Origin of the sequence: Paraburkholderia sp. RL18-101-BIB-B, assembly GCF_046026985.1 — a bacterium.
Taxonomy (GTDB): Bacteria; Pseudomonadota; Gammaproteobacteria; order Burkholderiales; family Burkholderiaceae; genus Paraburkholderia.
Map to the genome: position 1 here is coordinate 108,101 of NZ_JARESV010000001.1, position 14,565 is coordinate 122,665.

General features: G+C 62.4%; 14 protein-coding genes. 5 read left to right on the forward strand and 9 right to left on the reverse strand.

Annotated features, from left to right (window positions below; genetic code table 11):
• The first annotated feature begins 6 nt into the window (after window positions 1-6).
• The 5 genes from P0D73_RS00525 (at window position 7) to flhC (ending at window position 4,316) form a co-directional block, all read left to right on the forward strand.
• Complete coding sequence (locus tag P0D73_RS00525) at window positions 7-873, forward strand: helix-turn-helix domain-containing protein (RefSeq protein WP_408429014.1); 867 nt, start codon at window positions 7-9, stop codon at window positions 871-873.
• Window positions 874-945: 72 nt separating this feature from the next.
• The gene (locus tag P0D73_RS00530; RefSeq protein WP_408281178.1) at window positions 946-1,482 is read left to right on the forward strand and encodes a GNAT family N-acetyltransferase; all 537 of its coding nucleotides are present in this window, start codon (window positions 946-948) and stop codon (window positions 1,480-1,482) included.
• A 173-nt stretch (window positions 1,483-1,655) separates the two neighbouring features.
• Window positions 1,656-2,879, forward strand: coding sequence for a YeeE/YedE family protein (locus tag P0D73_RS00535; RefSeq protein ID WP_408429016.1), 1,224 nt, complete (start codon window positions 1,656-1,658; stop codon window positions 2,877-2,879).
• A 532-nt stretch (window positions 2,880-3,411) separates the two neighbouring features.
• Window positions 3,412-3,732 carry a flagellar transcriptional regulator FlhD gene (gene flhD, locus P0D73_RS00540; RefSeq protein WP_028194930.1) on the forward strand — a complete coding sequence of 107 codons (321 nt, stop codon included), beginning with the start codon at window positions 3,412-3,414 and terminating at the stop codon, window positions 3,730-3,732.
• A 14-nt stretch (window positions 3,733-3,746) separates the two neighbouring features.
• Window positions 3,747-4,316: a flagellar transcriptional regulator FlhC gene (gene flhC / locus P0D73_RS00545; protein ID WP_007177883.1), complete on the forward strand. Its 570-nt coding sequence runs from the start codon at window positions 3,747-3,749 to the stop codon at window positions 4,314-4,316.
• Between the two features lie 159 nt (window positions 4,317-4,475).
• Here flhC and P0D73_RS00550 read toward each other — a convergent pair whose 3' ends face one another.
• The 9 genes from P0D73_RS00550 to P0D73_RS00590 all read right to left on the reverse strand — a co-directional run bounded on the left by P0D73_RS00550 (window position 4,476) and on the right by P0D73_RS00590 (window position 14,559).
• Complete coding sequence (locus P0D73_RS00550) at window positions 4,476-5,804, reverse strand: Nramp family divalent metal transporter (protein ID WP_132379360.1); 1,329 nt, start codon at window positions 5,802-5,804, stop codon at window positions 4,476-4,478.
• Between the two features lie 60 nt (window positions 5,805-5,864).
• On the reverse strand, window positions 5,865-7,067 hold the full coding sequence (locus P0D73_RS00555) for an acyl-CoA dehydrogenase family protein (RefSeq protein WP_408429018.1): 1,203 nt from the start codon (window positions 7,065-7,067) through the stop codon (window positions 5,865-5,867).
• A gap of 155 nt (window positions 7,068-7,222) precedes the next feature.
• A complete protein-coding gene (locus tag P0D73_RS00560) occupies window positions 7,223-7,879 on the reverse strand; it encodes a methionine ABC transporter permease (protein ID WP_408429020.1) in 657 nt (218 codons plus the stop codon).
• Window positions 7,872-9,032: a methionine ABC transporter ATP-binding protein gene (locus P0D73_RS00565; RefSeq protein WP_408429022.1), complete on the reverse strand. Its 1,161-nt coding sequence runs from the start codon at window positions 9,030-9,032 to the stop codon at window positions 7,872-7,874. The genes P0D73_RS00560 and P0D73_RS00565 overlap by 8 nt, the downstream gene beginning before the upstream one ends.
• Before the next feature lie 15 nt (window positions 9,033-9,047).
• Window positions 9,048-10,454, reverse strand: coding sequence for an LLM class flavin-dependent oxidoreductase (locus tag P0D73_RS00570; RefSeq protein WP_408429025.1), 1,407 nt, complete (start codon window positions 10,452-10,454; stop codon window positions 9,048-9,050).
• A 43-nt stretch (window positions 10,455-10,497) separates the two neighbouring features.
• Window positions 10,498-11,337 carry a MetQ/NlpA family ABC transporter substrate-binding protein gene (locus P0D73_RS00575; RefSeq protein WP_132377701.1) on the reverse strand — a complete coding sequence of 280 codons (840 nt, stop codon included), beginning with the start codon at window positions 11,335-11,337 and terminating at the stop codon, window positions 10,498-10,500.
• A 343-nt stretch (window positions 11,338-11,680) separates the two neighbouring features.
• On the reverse strand, window positions 11,681-12,283 hold the full coding sequence (locus tag P0D73_RS00580; RefSeq protein WP_408174939.1) for a PIN domain-containing protein: 603 nt from the start codon (window positions 12,281-12,283) through the stop codon (window positions 11,681-11,683).
• Window positions 12,283-12,750 (reverse strand): helix-turn-helix domain-containing protein, encoded by a 468-nt coding sequence (locus P0D73_RS00585; RefSeq protein ID WP_408249412.1) that lies wholly within the window; start codon window positions 12,748-12,750, stop codon window positions 12,283-12,285. Before P0D73_RS00585 ends, P0D73_RS00580 begins: the two co-directional genes overlap by 1 nt.
• A gap of 189 nt (window positions 12,751-12,939) precedes the next feature.
• Entirely contained in the window at window positions 12,940-14,559 is a 1,620-nt protein-coding gene (locus P0D73_RS00590) for an efflux transporter outer membrane subunit (RefSeq protein WP_408429029.1), read from the reverse strand.
• Between the last annotated feature and the right edge of the window lie 6 nt (window positions 14,560-14,565).

The following is a 14,565-nucleotide window of genomic DNA, read 5'->3' on the forward strand; positions in this document are numbered from 1 at the left end:
GGTGGCATGAACACACTCTCTCTTGCGCAAACCGTCCCGTCGCATGCGCCGGCGGCCAGCCGCACAGTCGGCGACCTGCTGCGTGAATGGCGTCAGCGGCGAAGAATGAGCCAGTTGCTGCTTGCGGCTGAAGCCGATATTTCGACCCGGCATTTGAGCTTCGTCGAATCGGGCCGCGCGGTACCGAGCCGGGAAATGGTCATGCATCTTGCCGAACGGCTCGACGTGCCGCTGCGAGCACGCAACGCGCTGCTGGTCGCGGCCGGTTACGCGCCGCTGTTCCGGGAGCGTCCACTATCGGATCCGCAATTGGCCGCCGCGCGCGAGGCCGTCGACCTGGTGCTGAAGGGACACGAGCCCTACCCGGCGCTCGCCATCGACCGGCACTGGACCATCATTGCCGCGAACAACGCGCTCGCGCCTCTGCTGACCGGCGCCAGTCCGGAACTGCTGAAGCCGCCGGTCAATGCGCTGCGCCTGAGCTTGCATCCGGAGGGCATCGCGGCGTCGATCGTCAATTGGCATGCCTGGCGCGAGCACATACTGGCTCGGCTGCAGCGGCAAATCGACGTGAGCGGCGACGACACGCTGAGCGCGCTGCGCGAGGAGCTGGCCACCTATCCTGCGCCGCCGGACGCGGAAGCGGCCGAGCACGACAACCCCGCCGTCAATCAGATCGCGGTGCCGCTGCGGCTGCGCACGCCGATCGGCGTGCTGTCGTTTTTCAGCACGACCACGGTGTTCGGCACACCGGTCGACGTGACACTCTCGGAACTCGCCATTGAGGCATTCTTTCCGGCCGATCAGCAAACCGCGGCGGCATTGCGCGAATTCGGCGAAAGCCAACGCGCCGAGGCAGCACGCCAACCGTAGCCTGACGGTAGAAGACGAGGCACACTCCTGCATCGAACCTTTGTCCTTTCACTCGCTGATTTACGCGGAGAGATGCACTTGAACGACAACGCCGTACTCGTACGCCAACTCGGTCCGAATGACCGCGACGACTACTTCCAGCTTCGCCTGCGTGGGTTGATGGCGCATCCGGATTCGTTCGGCCAGAGTTACGAGGAAGCGCTCGCCAAAGGTGCGTCACAACACGAGGCAATGCTGAAGGGCTCGCGTGCGGCCGAAGGCGATTTTTTGCTCGGCGCTTACGCATCGGCTGGAACACCATTGATCGGCGTGGTCGGCCTGATCCGCAACCCTAGCGAGAAGCAGCGGCACAAGGCCGCGGTGATCGGCATGTATGTCGCCCCGGAAGCCGCGGGCCGCGGCGTTGGGCGCGCGTTGCTCAACGAGTTGCTGGCGCGGGCCTCGCGCGTCGAAGGTCTACGGCAAATCCAGTTGCTGGTCGGCAGCCGCAACGAAGCTGCGAGAAAACTGTACGAGTCGTTCGGCTTTCGCAGATATGGCTGCGAGGTCGGCGCGCTGAATGTGGGCGGTGTGTTTCATGATGCGGATCTGATGGCGCTGTTTATCTAGTCGATACTGGGCGCGGCGGGTATCGCCCCTCGTCACTCTCATTCAACCGCCCTGCCGCAGCACGCGATCCGTGCTATCTTTTTTGACTACCTTTTCGCCATACCCGCCCCGACAGTGGCTATCCAGCCGTCATCGGGCTGCCTTCGACCCGTCGCTTGTCAGTCAACTCACACATGTCCGACCTCTCCACTTCGCTCCCGCGTGTGCCACGCCGTTTCGATATCAATCCGAAACCGCTCGGCGCCGCCCTCGTTCTGATCGCGCTCGGCGCCATTTATCTGGCGCAGACGGTCAGCGGCCGCCAGGCGGCGCTCTATCTTGTCGGCGCCCTGCTCGGCATGTCGCTTTACCATGCGGCATTCGGCTTCACGTCGGCGTGGCGGGTCTTTATCGCCGACGGCCGCGGCGCCGGCCTGCGCGCCCAGATGCTGATGCTCGCGCTCGGTGTGTTGCTGTTTTTTCCGGCGCTACAGGCCGGCACGCTGTTCGGCCATCCGGTCGTCGGGCTCGTCGCGCCGGCGGGCACGTCCGTGCTGGTCGGGGCGTTCATGTTCGGTATCGGCATGCAATTGGGCGGTGGCTGCGCGTCCGGCACGTTGTACACCGTGGGTGGCGGTAGCACCCGCATGATCGTTACGCTGGCGGCATTCGTTATCGGCTCGGTCGTCGCGACCGCGCACATGCCGTTCTGGACCGCCTTGCCGTCGCTCAAGCCGCTCTCATTGGTGAGCGCGCTCGGCGCGGGCTGGGCCATCGCGCTGAACCTGGTCATGTTCGCGGCCATCGCGGCACTTACCGTTCTGATCGAACGGCGCCGTCATGGCCAACTGATCAATGAGCCGCCGCGCCAGCCGCATACGTCGCCGTGGCTGCACGGTCCGTGGCCGCTGTTCGTCGGCGCGATCGCGCTGGTTCTGCTCAACTTCGCGACGCTAGCGCTCTCCGGGCGCCCGTGGGGCGTGACGTCGGCGTTCGCGCTCTGGGGCGCCAAGTTCTTTGCCGTGCTCGGCATCGACGTGGCCAACTGGCCGTATTGGGCCGCTCACGCCAACGCGGGCTCCCTCGCCGCCCCTGTTACACACGACGTCACCTCGGTGATGGATATCGGCATCGTGCTCGGCGCGATGGCGGCCGCGGCGCTGGCCGGACGTTACGCACCGGTGTGGAAAGTGCCGGCGCGCTCACTGATTGCGGCGGTGGTCGGCGGCCTGATGCTGGGCTACGGAGCCCGTCTGGCCTACGGTTGTAACATCGGCGCCTACTTCAGCGGCATCGTGTCAGGCAGCTTGCACGGCTGGCTGTGGCTGGCCGCCGCCTTTGCCGGGAATGTGCTGGGCACACGCCTGCGGCCGGCGTTCGGTCTCGAAGTCGAACGCGTGCGCGCTAACGGCTGCTAGAAGTTACGCAAGAAGTTACAAATGCGGCTCCGTTTGTAACTGGGGTCGCTCCAACCTGTTACATCTCTGTTTTGTCCCCATAGCAGCGCTTTACAGCGGTATTTATTACTCTATATTGAGCTCGCTTTCTATTTCCTTTCTGCGCTCACCTGGAATTACCGACCGACTTGCGGGCAGCGCCGTTTGCTCATACGAATGAACGAAACGCCCGTCATACAAGGGTTTTCATGGATCAGACAAAAATCCTCGATGGCGGAAAATTCGCTAGGCATCGGCTATTACAGGACCGTGAAAGAGTTACCGAAATTTGATGTATCTTTTTGAGATATTTTTTTGAGAAGGGATTGATTTCTTGTTTTACCCTTCATACAATTCGTCCCAAGCTGTTACGAAATGTAACGCGATGTATCAAAAGGTCGCTGTCTGTATCAGGCGGTGACAGTAGCCGGAGGACAACGTTTCCGGCGAGGCACAAAAGACATAACGGCAAAAAATGCCGACATAGTAATTCGGGGCTTCGGAAAACACAGAAATGGACCGTAGCAGCGAGACGCTGGATTCAATCCGCGAGATCAACTTGTCTTACATCATGCTCGCGCAACGTATGTTGCGCGAGGACAAACCGGTCGGCATGTTCCGGCTGGGATTGTCGTCGGAACTGGCTGATTTGCTTGCCGGGCTGTCGCTCGCGCAGATCGTCAAGCTGGCCGCTTCCGATCAGCTTTTGTGCTTCTTCCGCTTCAACGACCACTCGATGTTGTCGGCGTTGACGCAAACGACGAAGCACGCCGCCGTTGCACCGACTCACGCGGCGATCCTGCTTGCAGGCCAGCCGGCTGAACAGTTCGCTTAATCGAGGTGACTGCGATGCTCAAGCGTAGCCTGACGGAAGACGCACAGGAAGTATTCCGCGCCATTGCGCTGATCGAACTGGGCGCACGCATGCAAGTGCTCGAGAGTGAATTGACGCTCTCGCGCGACCGCATGATCCGCCTGTATCGTGAGGTCAAGGGCGTATCGCCGCCCAAGGGCATGCTGCCGTTCTCGGCGGACTGGTATATGACGTGGCTGGCGAACATCCACGCGTCGTTGTTCTACAACACCTACCTGTTCCTGAAGAACGAAGCGCGCTGCTCGCATCTGGATGCGCTGACCAAAGGGTATCGGCTGTATCTGGAACATTGCCAGCACAGCGAAACCGAACCCGTGCTGGACTTGACGCGTGCGTGGACGCTGGTGCGTTTCTTCGACGCCGACATTCTGCAATTGACCAAATGCTGCCGCTGCACCGGCAAGTTCGTGGCGCACAAGCACGATCTGCAACACAACGTGGTGTGTGGCGCATGCCAGCCGCCGTCGCGTGCCGGCAAGACGAAGAAAGCCGCGGCGGCTCGCCAGGAAGCGCTCGAAGCAGCGCAGATCGCGCAAGCAGCGTGATCACCTCGAAGAGGGCAGGTCCAGCCCGATTCGAACCGAAGCCTTGATTAGAAAGTCCGCCTCCGCGCGGACTTTTTTTTCGTCCCCTCTCCGCCGCGGCGGTCGGCAGCGGGCAACCAGCGGCCGGCGGCCGCACAAGGCACGCGTCGAAAGGCCGGATCAGCCGGCCAATCCCACCGTCTGCACCACCAGCCACAAATTCGCCGCACTGATCACCACGAACAGCGTCCACGCGACGAACCGCGTCAGCAGCGTGTTGGCGAATTCGCCCATCAACGAACGGTCGCTGGTCATGCGGATCAGCGGATAAAGCGCGAACGGCAATTGCAGGCTCAGCACGACCTGGCTGGCGACCAGCAGTTTGCCGACCGCGCCATTGCCCATCATCTGCACGCCGATCAGGGCGGGGATCAAGGCGAGTGCCCGCGTAATGAAGCGCCGTTGCCAGCACGGAATCTTCAGCTTCAGGAAGCCTTCCATGATGACCTGCCCCGCCACGGTGCCGGTGAAAGTCGAGCTTTGTCCCGAAGCGAGCAGGGTCACGGCGAACAACACCGCCGCGAAACCGGTGCCGACGATGGGCGCGAGCAGCTTGTAGGCATCTTCGATTTCGGTGACCTGATTGTGGCCGGTGGCATGGAACGCCGCGGCGGCAAGAATCAGGATCGCCATGTTGATCAGCAGCGCGAGCACCAGCGCGGCGATCGTGTCGATGCGCGACATGCTGATCGCCGAGCGGATGCTGGCGGGGTCGCGCTTCACCGCGCGTGTCTGCACAATCGACGAATGCAGATAGAGGTTATGCGGCATGACGGTCGCACCGAGAATGCCGATTGCCAGATACATGGGTTCGCGCGAACTCAAAGCCTGCCACGACGGAATCAGCCCCTGCGCGACCGACGGCCAATGCGGCTGCACCAGCGCGAGCTCGATGATGTATCCCACGCCGATGGTCGCGATCAGCCCGAGCATGATCGCTTCGAGGTCGCGAAAGTTCTTGCCCTTCAGGCCGAGCACGATCAGCGTATCGAACGCGGTCAGCAGGACGCCGGTGGTCAGCGAGCATTTGAATAGCAGGTGGAAGGCGAGCGCGCCGCCCAGTACTTCGGCCAGGTCGCACGCCACGATCGACAGTTCCGCGAGCAGCCACTGAAAGCGCGCCACAGCCGGCGAATAACGATCTCTCGACAACGCCGCGAGATCACGTCCGGTCGCGATGCCAAGGCGCATGCTCAGGCATTGCAGCGCCATCGCCGCGAGACTCGACAGCATGACGACGAACAGCAGGCTGTAGCCATAGCGCGATCCGGCTTCGATGTCGGTGGCCCAGTTGCCCGGATCCATGTAGCCGATCGAGATCAGCAGGCCGGGCCCTGCGAACTGCAGGATTTTCTTCCAGAAAGGCGCGCCTTGCGAGACGGCCACCGAGCCTTGCACTTCGGATGGGCAAAACGGCGCCGTTGCGGTGGTCGGTAATTTGAACTGCAATCCGGGAATCTCTTGAAGGGGATCAAACACGGCGCCTCGTACAGGCCGCCGCGAACCGCCTCAAGTGTACAAAGAAACTTCCGGCAACGCGCCGGTGAGCGCGTACCGGCCGACGTCGCGCACCCGATAGTCGAGCGGATCATGCAGCGTATGCACACGGGCGTTGCGCCAGAAACGGTCGAGCGCGAGCGGCGCGTGCGTGGCGCGGGCGCCACAGGCATCGAACAGTTTTTCGCTGACGTCGAGCGCGGCGCGATGCGCGACGATCTTCGCCTCCGACGTGGCGAGCGCGACCTGCGCGCGTGTTTCAGCGCTAAGCGACGAGCCTTGTTGCCAGGCGTCCTCGAGCAACCAGGCCGCACGCGTGGCCAACGCTTCGGCGCTCACTGCCTGCAGGCGCATCTCGCCGAAACGCTGGATCAGGTAGGGATCGTCGGTGGCCTTGTCGACGCCGGAATAGATCCACGCCTTGCCGTGTTGCGTGACGTAAGCACGCGCTTCGTCGAGCGCGCCTTGCGCGATGCCCACGAACAGATTCGTCAGCACCTGCTGCGAGATCAGCGTGCGCAAACTCGCGTGCGGTGTGTCGGGCCGCACCATCACTTCATCGGGTTCGAGCTTGACCCGCACGAAGGACACGCTGCCGCTGTCGGTTTGCCGCTGGCCGATCGGATTCCAGTCCTCGTGAACGGTGATACCTTCGCGCGTGGTCGGCACCACGCCGAAGACCGGTTTGCCGGTGAGCGGATCGTGTGCGGAAACCGTCATCATGTGCGAGCCACGTGTGCCGGAGCAAAAGCCTTTCTGGCCGTCGAGCAGGTAGCCGCCGTCATCCGTTGCACTTGCAACGAGTCGCGTGTCGAGCGGATTGACGGCGTTGCCCCACCACCATTGGTCTTTCACGGTGCCGCCGAGATAGCGGGCACGTTGTTCGGGATTGCCCCATACATTGACGCTGACCACCTGCAAGCAGGTGAAGCCCAACAGATGCGCGAGCGCGCTGTCCACTTGCGCAATCTTACGGATCGTCTCGTAGATGTCAGGCCAACGCGCGCCGAGGCCGCCGAATTCGCGCGGCACCGCGAGCGTGAGCAGCCCCGCGTCGGCGATCCATTGTTTCTCCTGCGCGGCATGGCCGCCATCGATATCGCGCTGCGCGGCACTGGCGTGCAATGCGTCGAGCAAACCCGTGAGATCGCGCACCTCCGGCGCAGCGAATGCCTGAGGCGTTTGCAACGCATCGGCATGACGAGGATCGTTCATGCAATTTCCACGTGAAAGGTTTTTTGGCGAGCGGCGGCAGGCGGCGCGCCTACGGCGGCAATCAATGCCGTAGCTAGCATGATAGGCCGTGATGCGGGCGCCGCAAACGTGCACGGCTATTCTTCATGCAAATAGCGGCCGCGCGGTAACTACGATCACGTCCGCTGCGCAAGCCGCCGCGCGAACCGGTCGCCGACGAACTGCACGGCCGTGACGATCGCGATCAGCAGCACGATCACCGTCACCATCACAGTCGTATCGAAACGCTGATAGCCGTAGCGGATTGCCAGATCGCCAAGGCCGCCGGCGCCGACCGCGCCCGCCATCGCCGACGAACCGATCATCGCCACCACGGTAATGGTGAAGCCGCCGAGAATGCCCGGCAGCGCCTCGGGCAAGAGCACATGCCAGATGATATGCCGGCGTTGCGCGCCCATGGCCTGCGCGGCTTCGATCAAACCGCGGTCCACTTCGCGCAGGCTCACTTCAGCCACACGCGCGAAAAACGGAATCGCCGCGATACTGAGCGGCACGATCGCCGCCCATACGCCGATCGTCGTGCCGATCAGCAAACGCGTGAGCGGCAGCAACGCAACCAGCAGAATGATGAAGGGCGTCGAGCGGAACGCGTTGACGAACGCACCGAGCGTGCTGTTCACCGCCCGCTTCTCGAAAATGCCGCCGCGCGTCGTCGTGACCAGCACCAGCGCCAGAGGAATGCCGACCAGCGCCGCGACGAATGCGGACACGCCAACCATGACGATGGTGTCGCGAATCGCGTCGGCGAGTTCGGAAAGCCACAACTCAGACATAGCCCAATACCTCGACATGGTTGGCGTAACGGCGCGCGCCTTCGAGCAGCGTCGCGATCTGTTTCTGCACGGTGGTGCCCGCATTCGCACGCACTTGCGCCGACACGACAAGGCGGCCTTGCGCATGCCCCTGGATCCGGTCGATGCCGCCATGCACGAAACTCACGTTTCCGCCTTCGACACTCAACGCCGCGGCAAGGCCGCCGAGATCGGGCTCACGCGCATCGACACCGGTGAAACGCACGTCCAGCAGAATCTGCGCATCCACTTGCGCGATGTCGTGCAGCGGCTTGACCCGCTCCGCAAGGTCCGTCGGCAAGTCATGCACCAAGGTCCGCAACAACGCGCGCGTCGCATCATGTTGCGGGTCGCCGAACACGCGCCACACGGGGCCGGTCTCCACCACCTCGCCGCGCTCGATCACCGCAACCGTATCGCAGACCTCGCGAATCACCTGCATCTCGTGCGTGATCAATACGATAGTCAGGTTCAGGCGCTGATTGATATCGCGCAGCAGCGTAAGAATGGCTTGCGTCGTTTCCGGATCCAGTGCTGAGGTGGCCTCGTCGCAAAGCAGAATGTCCGGGTCGGTGACCAACGCGCGCGCAATGCCGACGCGCTGCTTCTGGCCGCCGGACAAACTCGCCGGATACGCGTCGCGTTTGGCGGACAAGCCCACCAGTTCCAGCAGCGCATCGACTTTTTTATCGATCGCCGCTTTCGGCACACCCGCGATTTTCAGCGGCAACGCAATGTTCTCGCGCACCGTCTTCGCCGAAAGCAGATTGAAGTGCTGAAACACCATGCCGATGCGCCGGCGCAACGCCACGAGGCCGCGCTCATCGAGTTCGCCGACGCTCACGCCGTTCACGCGCACCGCGCCTGAACTCGGCTTCTCCAGGCCGTTGACGAGCCGCAACAATGTCGACTTGCCCGCACCGCTGCGGCCAATGATGCCGAACACTTCGCCTCGCGCCACATTCAACGTGACGTTGGCGAGCGCCGCAGTCGACACGCCGCGCGAGTTGGCGAACACTTTGCCGACATCGTCGAATATCACGGCGGCTTGCGTCGCTGTCTGATCCGAACCGGAATGCACAGCGAGAGACGGCGCGTCTTCGATGAATAGCGGCGCGTCGAAAAGATTGGCCATGGTTTCGCTCCCCTCTTACGCTTCCGCAGTGGCCGGCGCGGCGGCTTGCACCCGGCGACGATGCTGCGCACCCGCATGTACGTCGGGCAGCCGGGCACGCCCGCCGCCGAACAGTTTCTCGCGTAGCGTCGGCGCAGGATCGTAATCGTCCTTGTACACGCCGCGATTCTGCAATTCCGGCACCACCAGATCGACAAAGTCTTCGAACGATTCAGGCATCACGGTGCGCGTCAGATTGAAGCCGTCGACGCCCGCTTCCTCGATCCACGACACCAGTTCATCCGCGATCTGGGGCGGCGAGCCGACCACCGGCTTCGAACGCCCGCCGAGCGTCATCTGTTCGAGCACTTTGCGTTTGGTCCACACGCCGCTCACGCTCTTCTTCGAAATCGCCTCGACGGCCGATTGCATCGACTCGGTCTTCACGTAGGAGATCGGTTCGTCCAACTCGTATTGTGAGAAGTCGATGCCGGTCGAACTGGAGAAATGCGCGATGCCGCCTTCGGCGCTCGCATACCGGCGGTATTCCTCGAATTTTTCCTGCGCGGCCCGTTCTGTTTCACCGACTACAACGGTGATGCCCGCGAAGATCTTGATGTCGTCCGGTGCGCGGCCGAAACTCACCGCACGTGCGCGGATGTCATCGACAATCGAGCGCGTCAACTGCTTGTTCTGACCGCCGACGAACACGCATTCCGCGTGACGCGCCGCGAAATCGACGCCACGGCTCGACGAGCCCGCCTGATACAACACCGGCGTGCGTTGCAGCGACGGCTCGCTCAGATGAATCGCGTCGATCGAATAGTACGGACCGTCGTGCTTCACGCGATGCACCTTGTCCGGATGCGAGAAGATGCGCGCCGCGCGGTCGCGCACCACGGCGTCGTCTTCCCAGCTCTGTTCCCACAGCTTGTAGACCACGTCCATGTAATCGTCGGCGCGGTCGTAGCGGTCGTCGTGGCTGATCTGCTGCGCGAGGCCCATGCCGCGCGCCGCGCTGTCCAGATAGCCCGTCACGATATTCCAGCCCACTCGGCCTTTGGTCAGATGGTCGAGCGTCGACATGCGACGCGCGAACAGATACGGCGGCTCGTAAGTCAGATTCGACGTGACGCCGAAACCGATGTGTTTCGTCACGTGCGCCATCGCGGGCACGATCAGCGACGGATCGTTGATCGGAATCTGCACTGATTCGCGCAGCGGCGTTTCCGGGCCGCCCTGATAAACGTCGTACACGCCGACGATATCCGCGAGAAAGATGCCGTCGAACTTGCCACGCTCCAGCGTTTGCGCGAGGCTCGTCCAATAGTCGAGATCGGTGTAATGCGCCGAACGGTCGCGCGGATGCGTCCACAACCCGTGATTGATGTGGCCGACCGCATTCATGTTGAAGGCGTTCAGCAGGATCTTTTTCTTGGCCATCGTGCGGCTCCTTTGGCTTTCCGGTTTCGGCTAACCGCGCGGGTTACCAGGCGACGGCGTAGAGATTGCCGAACGCCTTGTCGAGTGCGGCGCGCACTGCCGGTGAATGCTGATAGATCGAGATGAACTTGCGGATACGCGGATCGTTCGCGCTTTCCGGACGCACGACCCACTGGATCGCGTAGTTCTTGTTTTCCAGGCCGTCGAACAGCAGCGCGCTATTCGGATCGGTGGTGCCGGCGAGCTTGATGAAACTCGGGTAACCCTGTGCGAGATCGACGTCGTCGAGCGAACGCGCCAGTTGCGATGCTTCGAGCTGCACGATCTTCAGGTGCTTCGGGTTGTCGATGATGTCGAGCGTGGTGGCGCGATAGTCGATGCCCGGCTTCAGCTTGATGAGACCGGCGCGCTGCAGCAACAACAGGCCACGTCCGCCGTTGACCGGATCGTTGGCGATCGCGACGGTGGCGCCGTCTTTCAATTCGTCGAAGCGTTTGATCTTCTTCGAATACAGGCCGATCTTCATGATCGTGCCCGGTGCGATCGCGACGAAGTTATAACCGCCTTGCTTCTTTGCATTCTCAAGAAACGGAATGTGCTGGAAGTAGTTAACGTCGATGTCCTTGTTCGCGAGCGCCGCGTTCGGCGTGTTCCAGTCGGTGAATTCGATGATCTTCACGTCGAGGCCCTGTTCTTTCGCTTCGCGCGCGGCGATTTTGAGCGCTTCGATTTGCGGACTGGTCGCGGTGCCGATTTTCAGCGTGGGCGAGTCGGCCGCTGAAGCAGGCACGGCCTGCAACGCGAGTGCGAGACCGAACGCACTGATGAGCGAGACAGCCGGTGTGTGGAAAAAGCGCTGCACGGTGGATAGAAAAATGCGCATGGTGAACTCGTGAGTTTCGGGCGTGGTTCGATTCGAGGCGAGCCGATCCAGCGGCATGCGCTGAAGCGTCTACAAAGGGAGTTCCTTCGAGCGCAATCAGGCTTGCCGGATAGGTCGGGCAACGGAAAATCCACTACGTGCGGCTTAAACCGCGCGTGGCAGCGACAGGACGCGCAATAGGGTCAGCGCGGACAGCGGAAGGTCGGACAGGTCATCGCCTCTCTCCAGATGAGGTGCGACTCATCATAGAGGGCGGCAAAGCGGCGGTCTACGAAGGGATTTTCGGAAGGAAAGCGGGAAAAATGATTTGGGCGTGACCGTGCGTCGTGGCCAGATGCCTAAGTTATAACAACGGCAGCACGTCTGCGCTGGACAACCATGCGCTGGTTTGAACCAGACCGGCGCGTATGAGCCGATCCAGCAATTCGTTGACCGACCACGGTGGTCGGCGCTTACGCGCTCGCAAGTCTCTGAACGCAGCCAACGCGCGCTTCTCATTCAAATCGATCAGATCGAGGATGAAGATATCAGGATGCTTCACTTCGATACGCAGGCTGGACTCCAACTGTTCCGCCGCGAAATCCTTCAGGTTGAAGGTGACAATCGCATCGGCGCGCGCCGCCACCGCGGTCATGACAACATGCCGGTCCTTCTTGTCGACGCCGAAAATTTCGCCGCTCTCCGGAAGCACCTGCGTGACCAGCGCGTCGGGAAACGTGCGGTCCATTGCATTGCGAATCGCGGCGATCTTCGGCGCGGCGTCGTTAGCCGCGCTTTTGTCCGCGAAACGGGCAGCGAGATTGCGCGTCCATTCTTCGTGAATGCGCGCCGACCACTTCGGTGCATAAAACTCGTGATCGGCGAAAGTCAGCAATACGTCGCGCACCACCATCGGAAATAGCGAACACGCATCCAGCACGACGGTAAAGCGATCGACCGACAGCATTACAGATCGTACCCGCCTATCGATTCGCTGTCGGCCACGATCTCGTCCAATGCGCTCTTGCGTGTTGCACGCATGGTTTCCTTGTAGCGCATCACGTCGTCCATCAGCATGCGGCGATGCCGCCCGACCTTGCGGAAAGGCAGTTCGCCGGCTTCAAGGCGAGCAATCAGAAACGGCCGCGAGACGCCGAGCAAATCCGCCGCCTGCTTGGTGGTCAATTCGGTGTCTGCGGGATAAAGAACGAACACCTGCTCACTGGCCATCATAGCCAGCACACGCGAGAGCACCCGCAGCGTGGCGGGTGGAACCTCAATGCGGGCGAAGTCGCCGTCTGCGCCCTCCTCGACCAACGCGACGCTATGCGCGCGCGAGTGATCGAGCGCAGCGCCCATCAGGCGGCTCGCAGCGGACAGCACGGTTGCGTCGTCGTCCGACAAGATGATGCGATCGGGTGTAGCGGTGGTCATGTTCGACTCCAGATTACCTGCGAGTATAAGCCAACTCGCGAGGCAAACGCAATAAATGCAACGTGTGAAATATTCGCAACGCGTTAAGCACGGCACCTTCCCGCTTTTTCAAGCGATTCGGTTAACAAAAAACGCCGGGCCGCGCTTTCGCGCGACCCGGCGTCTACCGCTCGACTCTGACTCGAAAACTTACTGCTTCGCTAGCTGCTGGGCAGAAGCAGAAGCGAGTACAGGACTAGATGCCGCCACCGGAACAGACCCCGGCGCAACCGCACCCACCGCCGTATCCGACGCCTTCACATCACCCCAACCGCCGCCCAGCGCGCGAATCAGATTGACCGTCGCCACCGCTTGTGTACCAGACAGATGGCTCGCCTGCAGTTGCGAAGTCAGCACCTGCCGTTCACCATCGATCACGTCCAGATAGCTCACCGCGCCCTCCGTGTACTGCGTACGCGACAAATGCGCCGCCCGTTGCGAGGCCTGAACCGCATCGTTCTGCTCGCGCATCTGATCGTCGAGCAGACGCAAATCAGCCAGGTTGTCCTCCACCTCACGGAACGCCACCAGCACCTGTTGACGATACTGCGCCACGTCCTCGTCATACTTCGAACGGGCCTGCGCGAGGTTCGCCTTGCGGCGGCCGCCGTCGAACAAAGGCAGCGTCAACGCCGTGCCGGCAAACGGCCCGAGAATGAACGCGCGGCTCGACCACTTGAACAGATCGCCGAGCGTCGCCGATTCAAAACCTGCCGCGCCGGTGATATCGAGTTTCGGGAAGAACGCCGACTTCGCGAGACCGACACGCGCATTCGCCCCCTGCATCGCCCGCTCCGCCGCAGAAATATCCGGCCGGCGTTCAAGCAACGCCGAAGGCAAGCCCGGCGGCACACGCACCGTCACCGGCGCGAGCGGCGCTTCCGCGAACGAGAAATCCGCCGGCGGCTTGCCGAGCAGAATCGCGAGGCTATGTTCCGACGCCGCCCGCTGACGCGCCACGCCCACGGCATCCGCACGCGCACTGGCGAGTTCATTGCGGGCCCGCGATACATCCAGCTCGCCGATATCGCCTTCCTTGAAACGCCGCTGGACCAGCTTCAGCGTGTCCTCGCGCAATGCTACGGTACGGCGGTACAGGTCCTGATCCGTATCGAGCTCACGCAACTGGAAGTAGTTCTGCGCGACGTCCGCCTGCAGCGACAGTTGCACCGAACGGAACAGCGCTTCGCTTTGCTGCTCGTCCGCACGCGACGCGTTCACGTTCGAGCCGACCCGCCCGAACAGATCCGCTTCGTACGATACCGTGGTTTGCGCGCGCCAGATCGTGCCGGTGGTGCCACCCGCGCTATCCGGCTGGAATTGCGACGCCGCCGAAGCGCGCTCGCGCGTCGGGCCAAAGCCCGCGTCGAGCTTTGGGAACCAGTCAGACTTCGCCGCCTGCGTCACCGCACGCGCCTGCTGCACGCGCGCCGCGGCCGCCTTCAGGTCCTGATTCGCGGCAGCTGCCTGCTCCTCGAGCGCGTTGAGTTGCGGGTCGCCGAAAATCGTCCACCATTCGCCACGATGCGCGTCGTCGGCGGGCTGGGCCTGCTTCCACGTGCCGTTGTCCGGCGCCGATGCACCCGGCGCACCCGAAGGCGCTGAAGCAGCCGACGTTGCCGACGCCGCAGGCGTTTCCTTGAACGCAACCGGCGTATCCACCTCCGGCCGCTTATACGTAGGTTCCAGGGAGCAGGCGGCGAGCAACGCGACCAGCAAACCGCTGGCAGCCGCCCGGCCCCACCCGCTCAAAGATTCAAAGCGTTTCATTATTGT

Bases quoted from the DNA above. Each gene is read 5' to 3' on its own strand.
- P0D73_RS00525 (WP_408429014.1), top strand. From the start codon at position 7: ATGAACACACTCTCTCTTGCGCAAACCGTCCCGTCGCATGCGCCGGCG.
- P0D73_RS00530 (WP_408281178.1), top strand. From the start codon at position 946: ATGCACTTGAACGACAACGCCGTACTCGTACGCCAACTCGGTCCGAAT.
- P0D73_RS00535 (WP_408429016.1), top strand. From the start codon at position 1,656: ATGTCCGACCTCTCCACTTCGCTCCCGCGTGTGCCACGCCGTTTCGAT.
- flhD (WP_028194930.1), top strand. From the start codon at position 3,412: ATGGACCGTAGCAGCGAGACGCTGGATTCAATCCGCGAGATCAACTTG.
- flhC (WP_007177883.1), top strand. From the start codon at position 3,747: ATGCTCAAGCGTAGCCTGACGGAAGACGCACAGGAAGTATTCCGCGCC.
- P0D73_RS00555 (WP_408429018.1), bottom strand. From the start codon at position 7,067: ATGAACGATCCTCGTCATGCCGATGCGTTGCAAACGCCTCAGGCATTC.
- P0D73_RS00560 (WP_408429020.1), bottom strand. From the start codon at position 7,879: ATGTCTGAGTTGTGGCTTTCCGAACTCGCCGACGCGATTCGCGACACC.
- P0D73_RS00565 (WP_408429022.1), bottom strand. From the start codon at position 9,032: ATGGCCAATCTTTTCGACGCGCCGCTATTCATCGAAGACGCGCCGTCT.
- P0D73_RS00570 (WP_408429025.1), bottom strand. From the start codon at position 10,454: ATGGCCAAGAAAAAGATCCTGCTGAACGCCTTCAACATGAATGCGGTC.
- P0D73_RS00575 (WP_132377701.1), bottom strand. From the start codon at position 11,337: ATGCGCATTTTTCTATCCACCGTGCAGCGCTTTTTCCACACACCGGCT.
- P0D73_RS00580 (WP_408174939.1), bottom strand. From the start codon at position 12,283: ATGCTGTCGGTCGATCGCTTTACCGTCGTGCTGGATGCGTGTTCGCTA.
- P0D73_RS00585 (WP_408249412.1), bottom strand. From the start codon at position 12,750: ATGACCACCGCTACACCCGATCGCATCATCTTGTCGGACGACGACGCA.
- P0D73_RS00590 (WP_408429029.1), bottom strand. From the start codon at position 14,559: ATGAAACGCTTTGAATCTTTGAGCGGGTGGGGCCGGGCGGCTGCCAGC.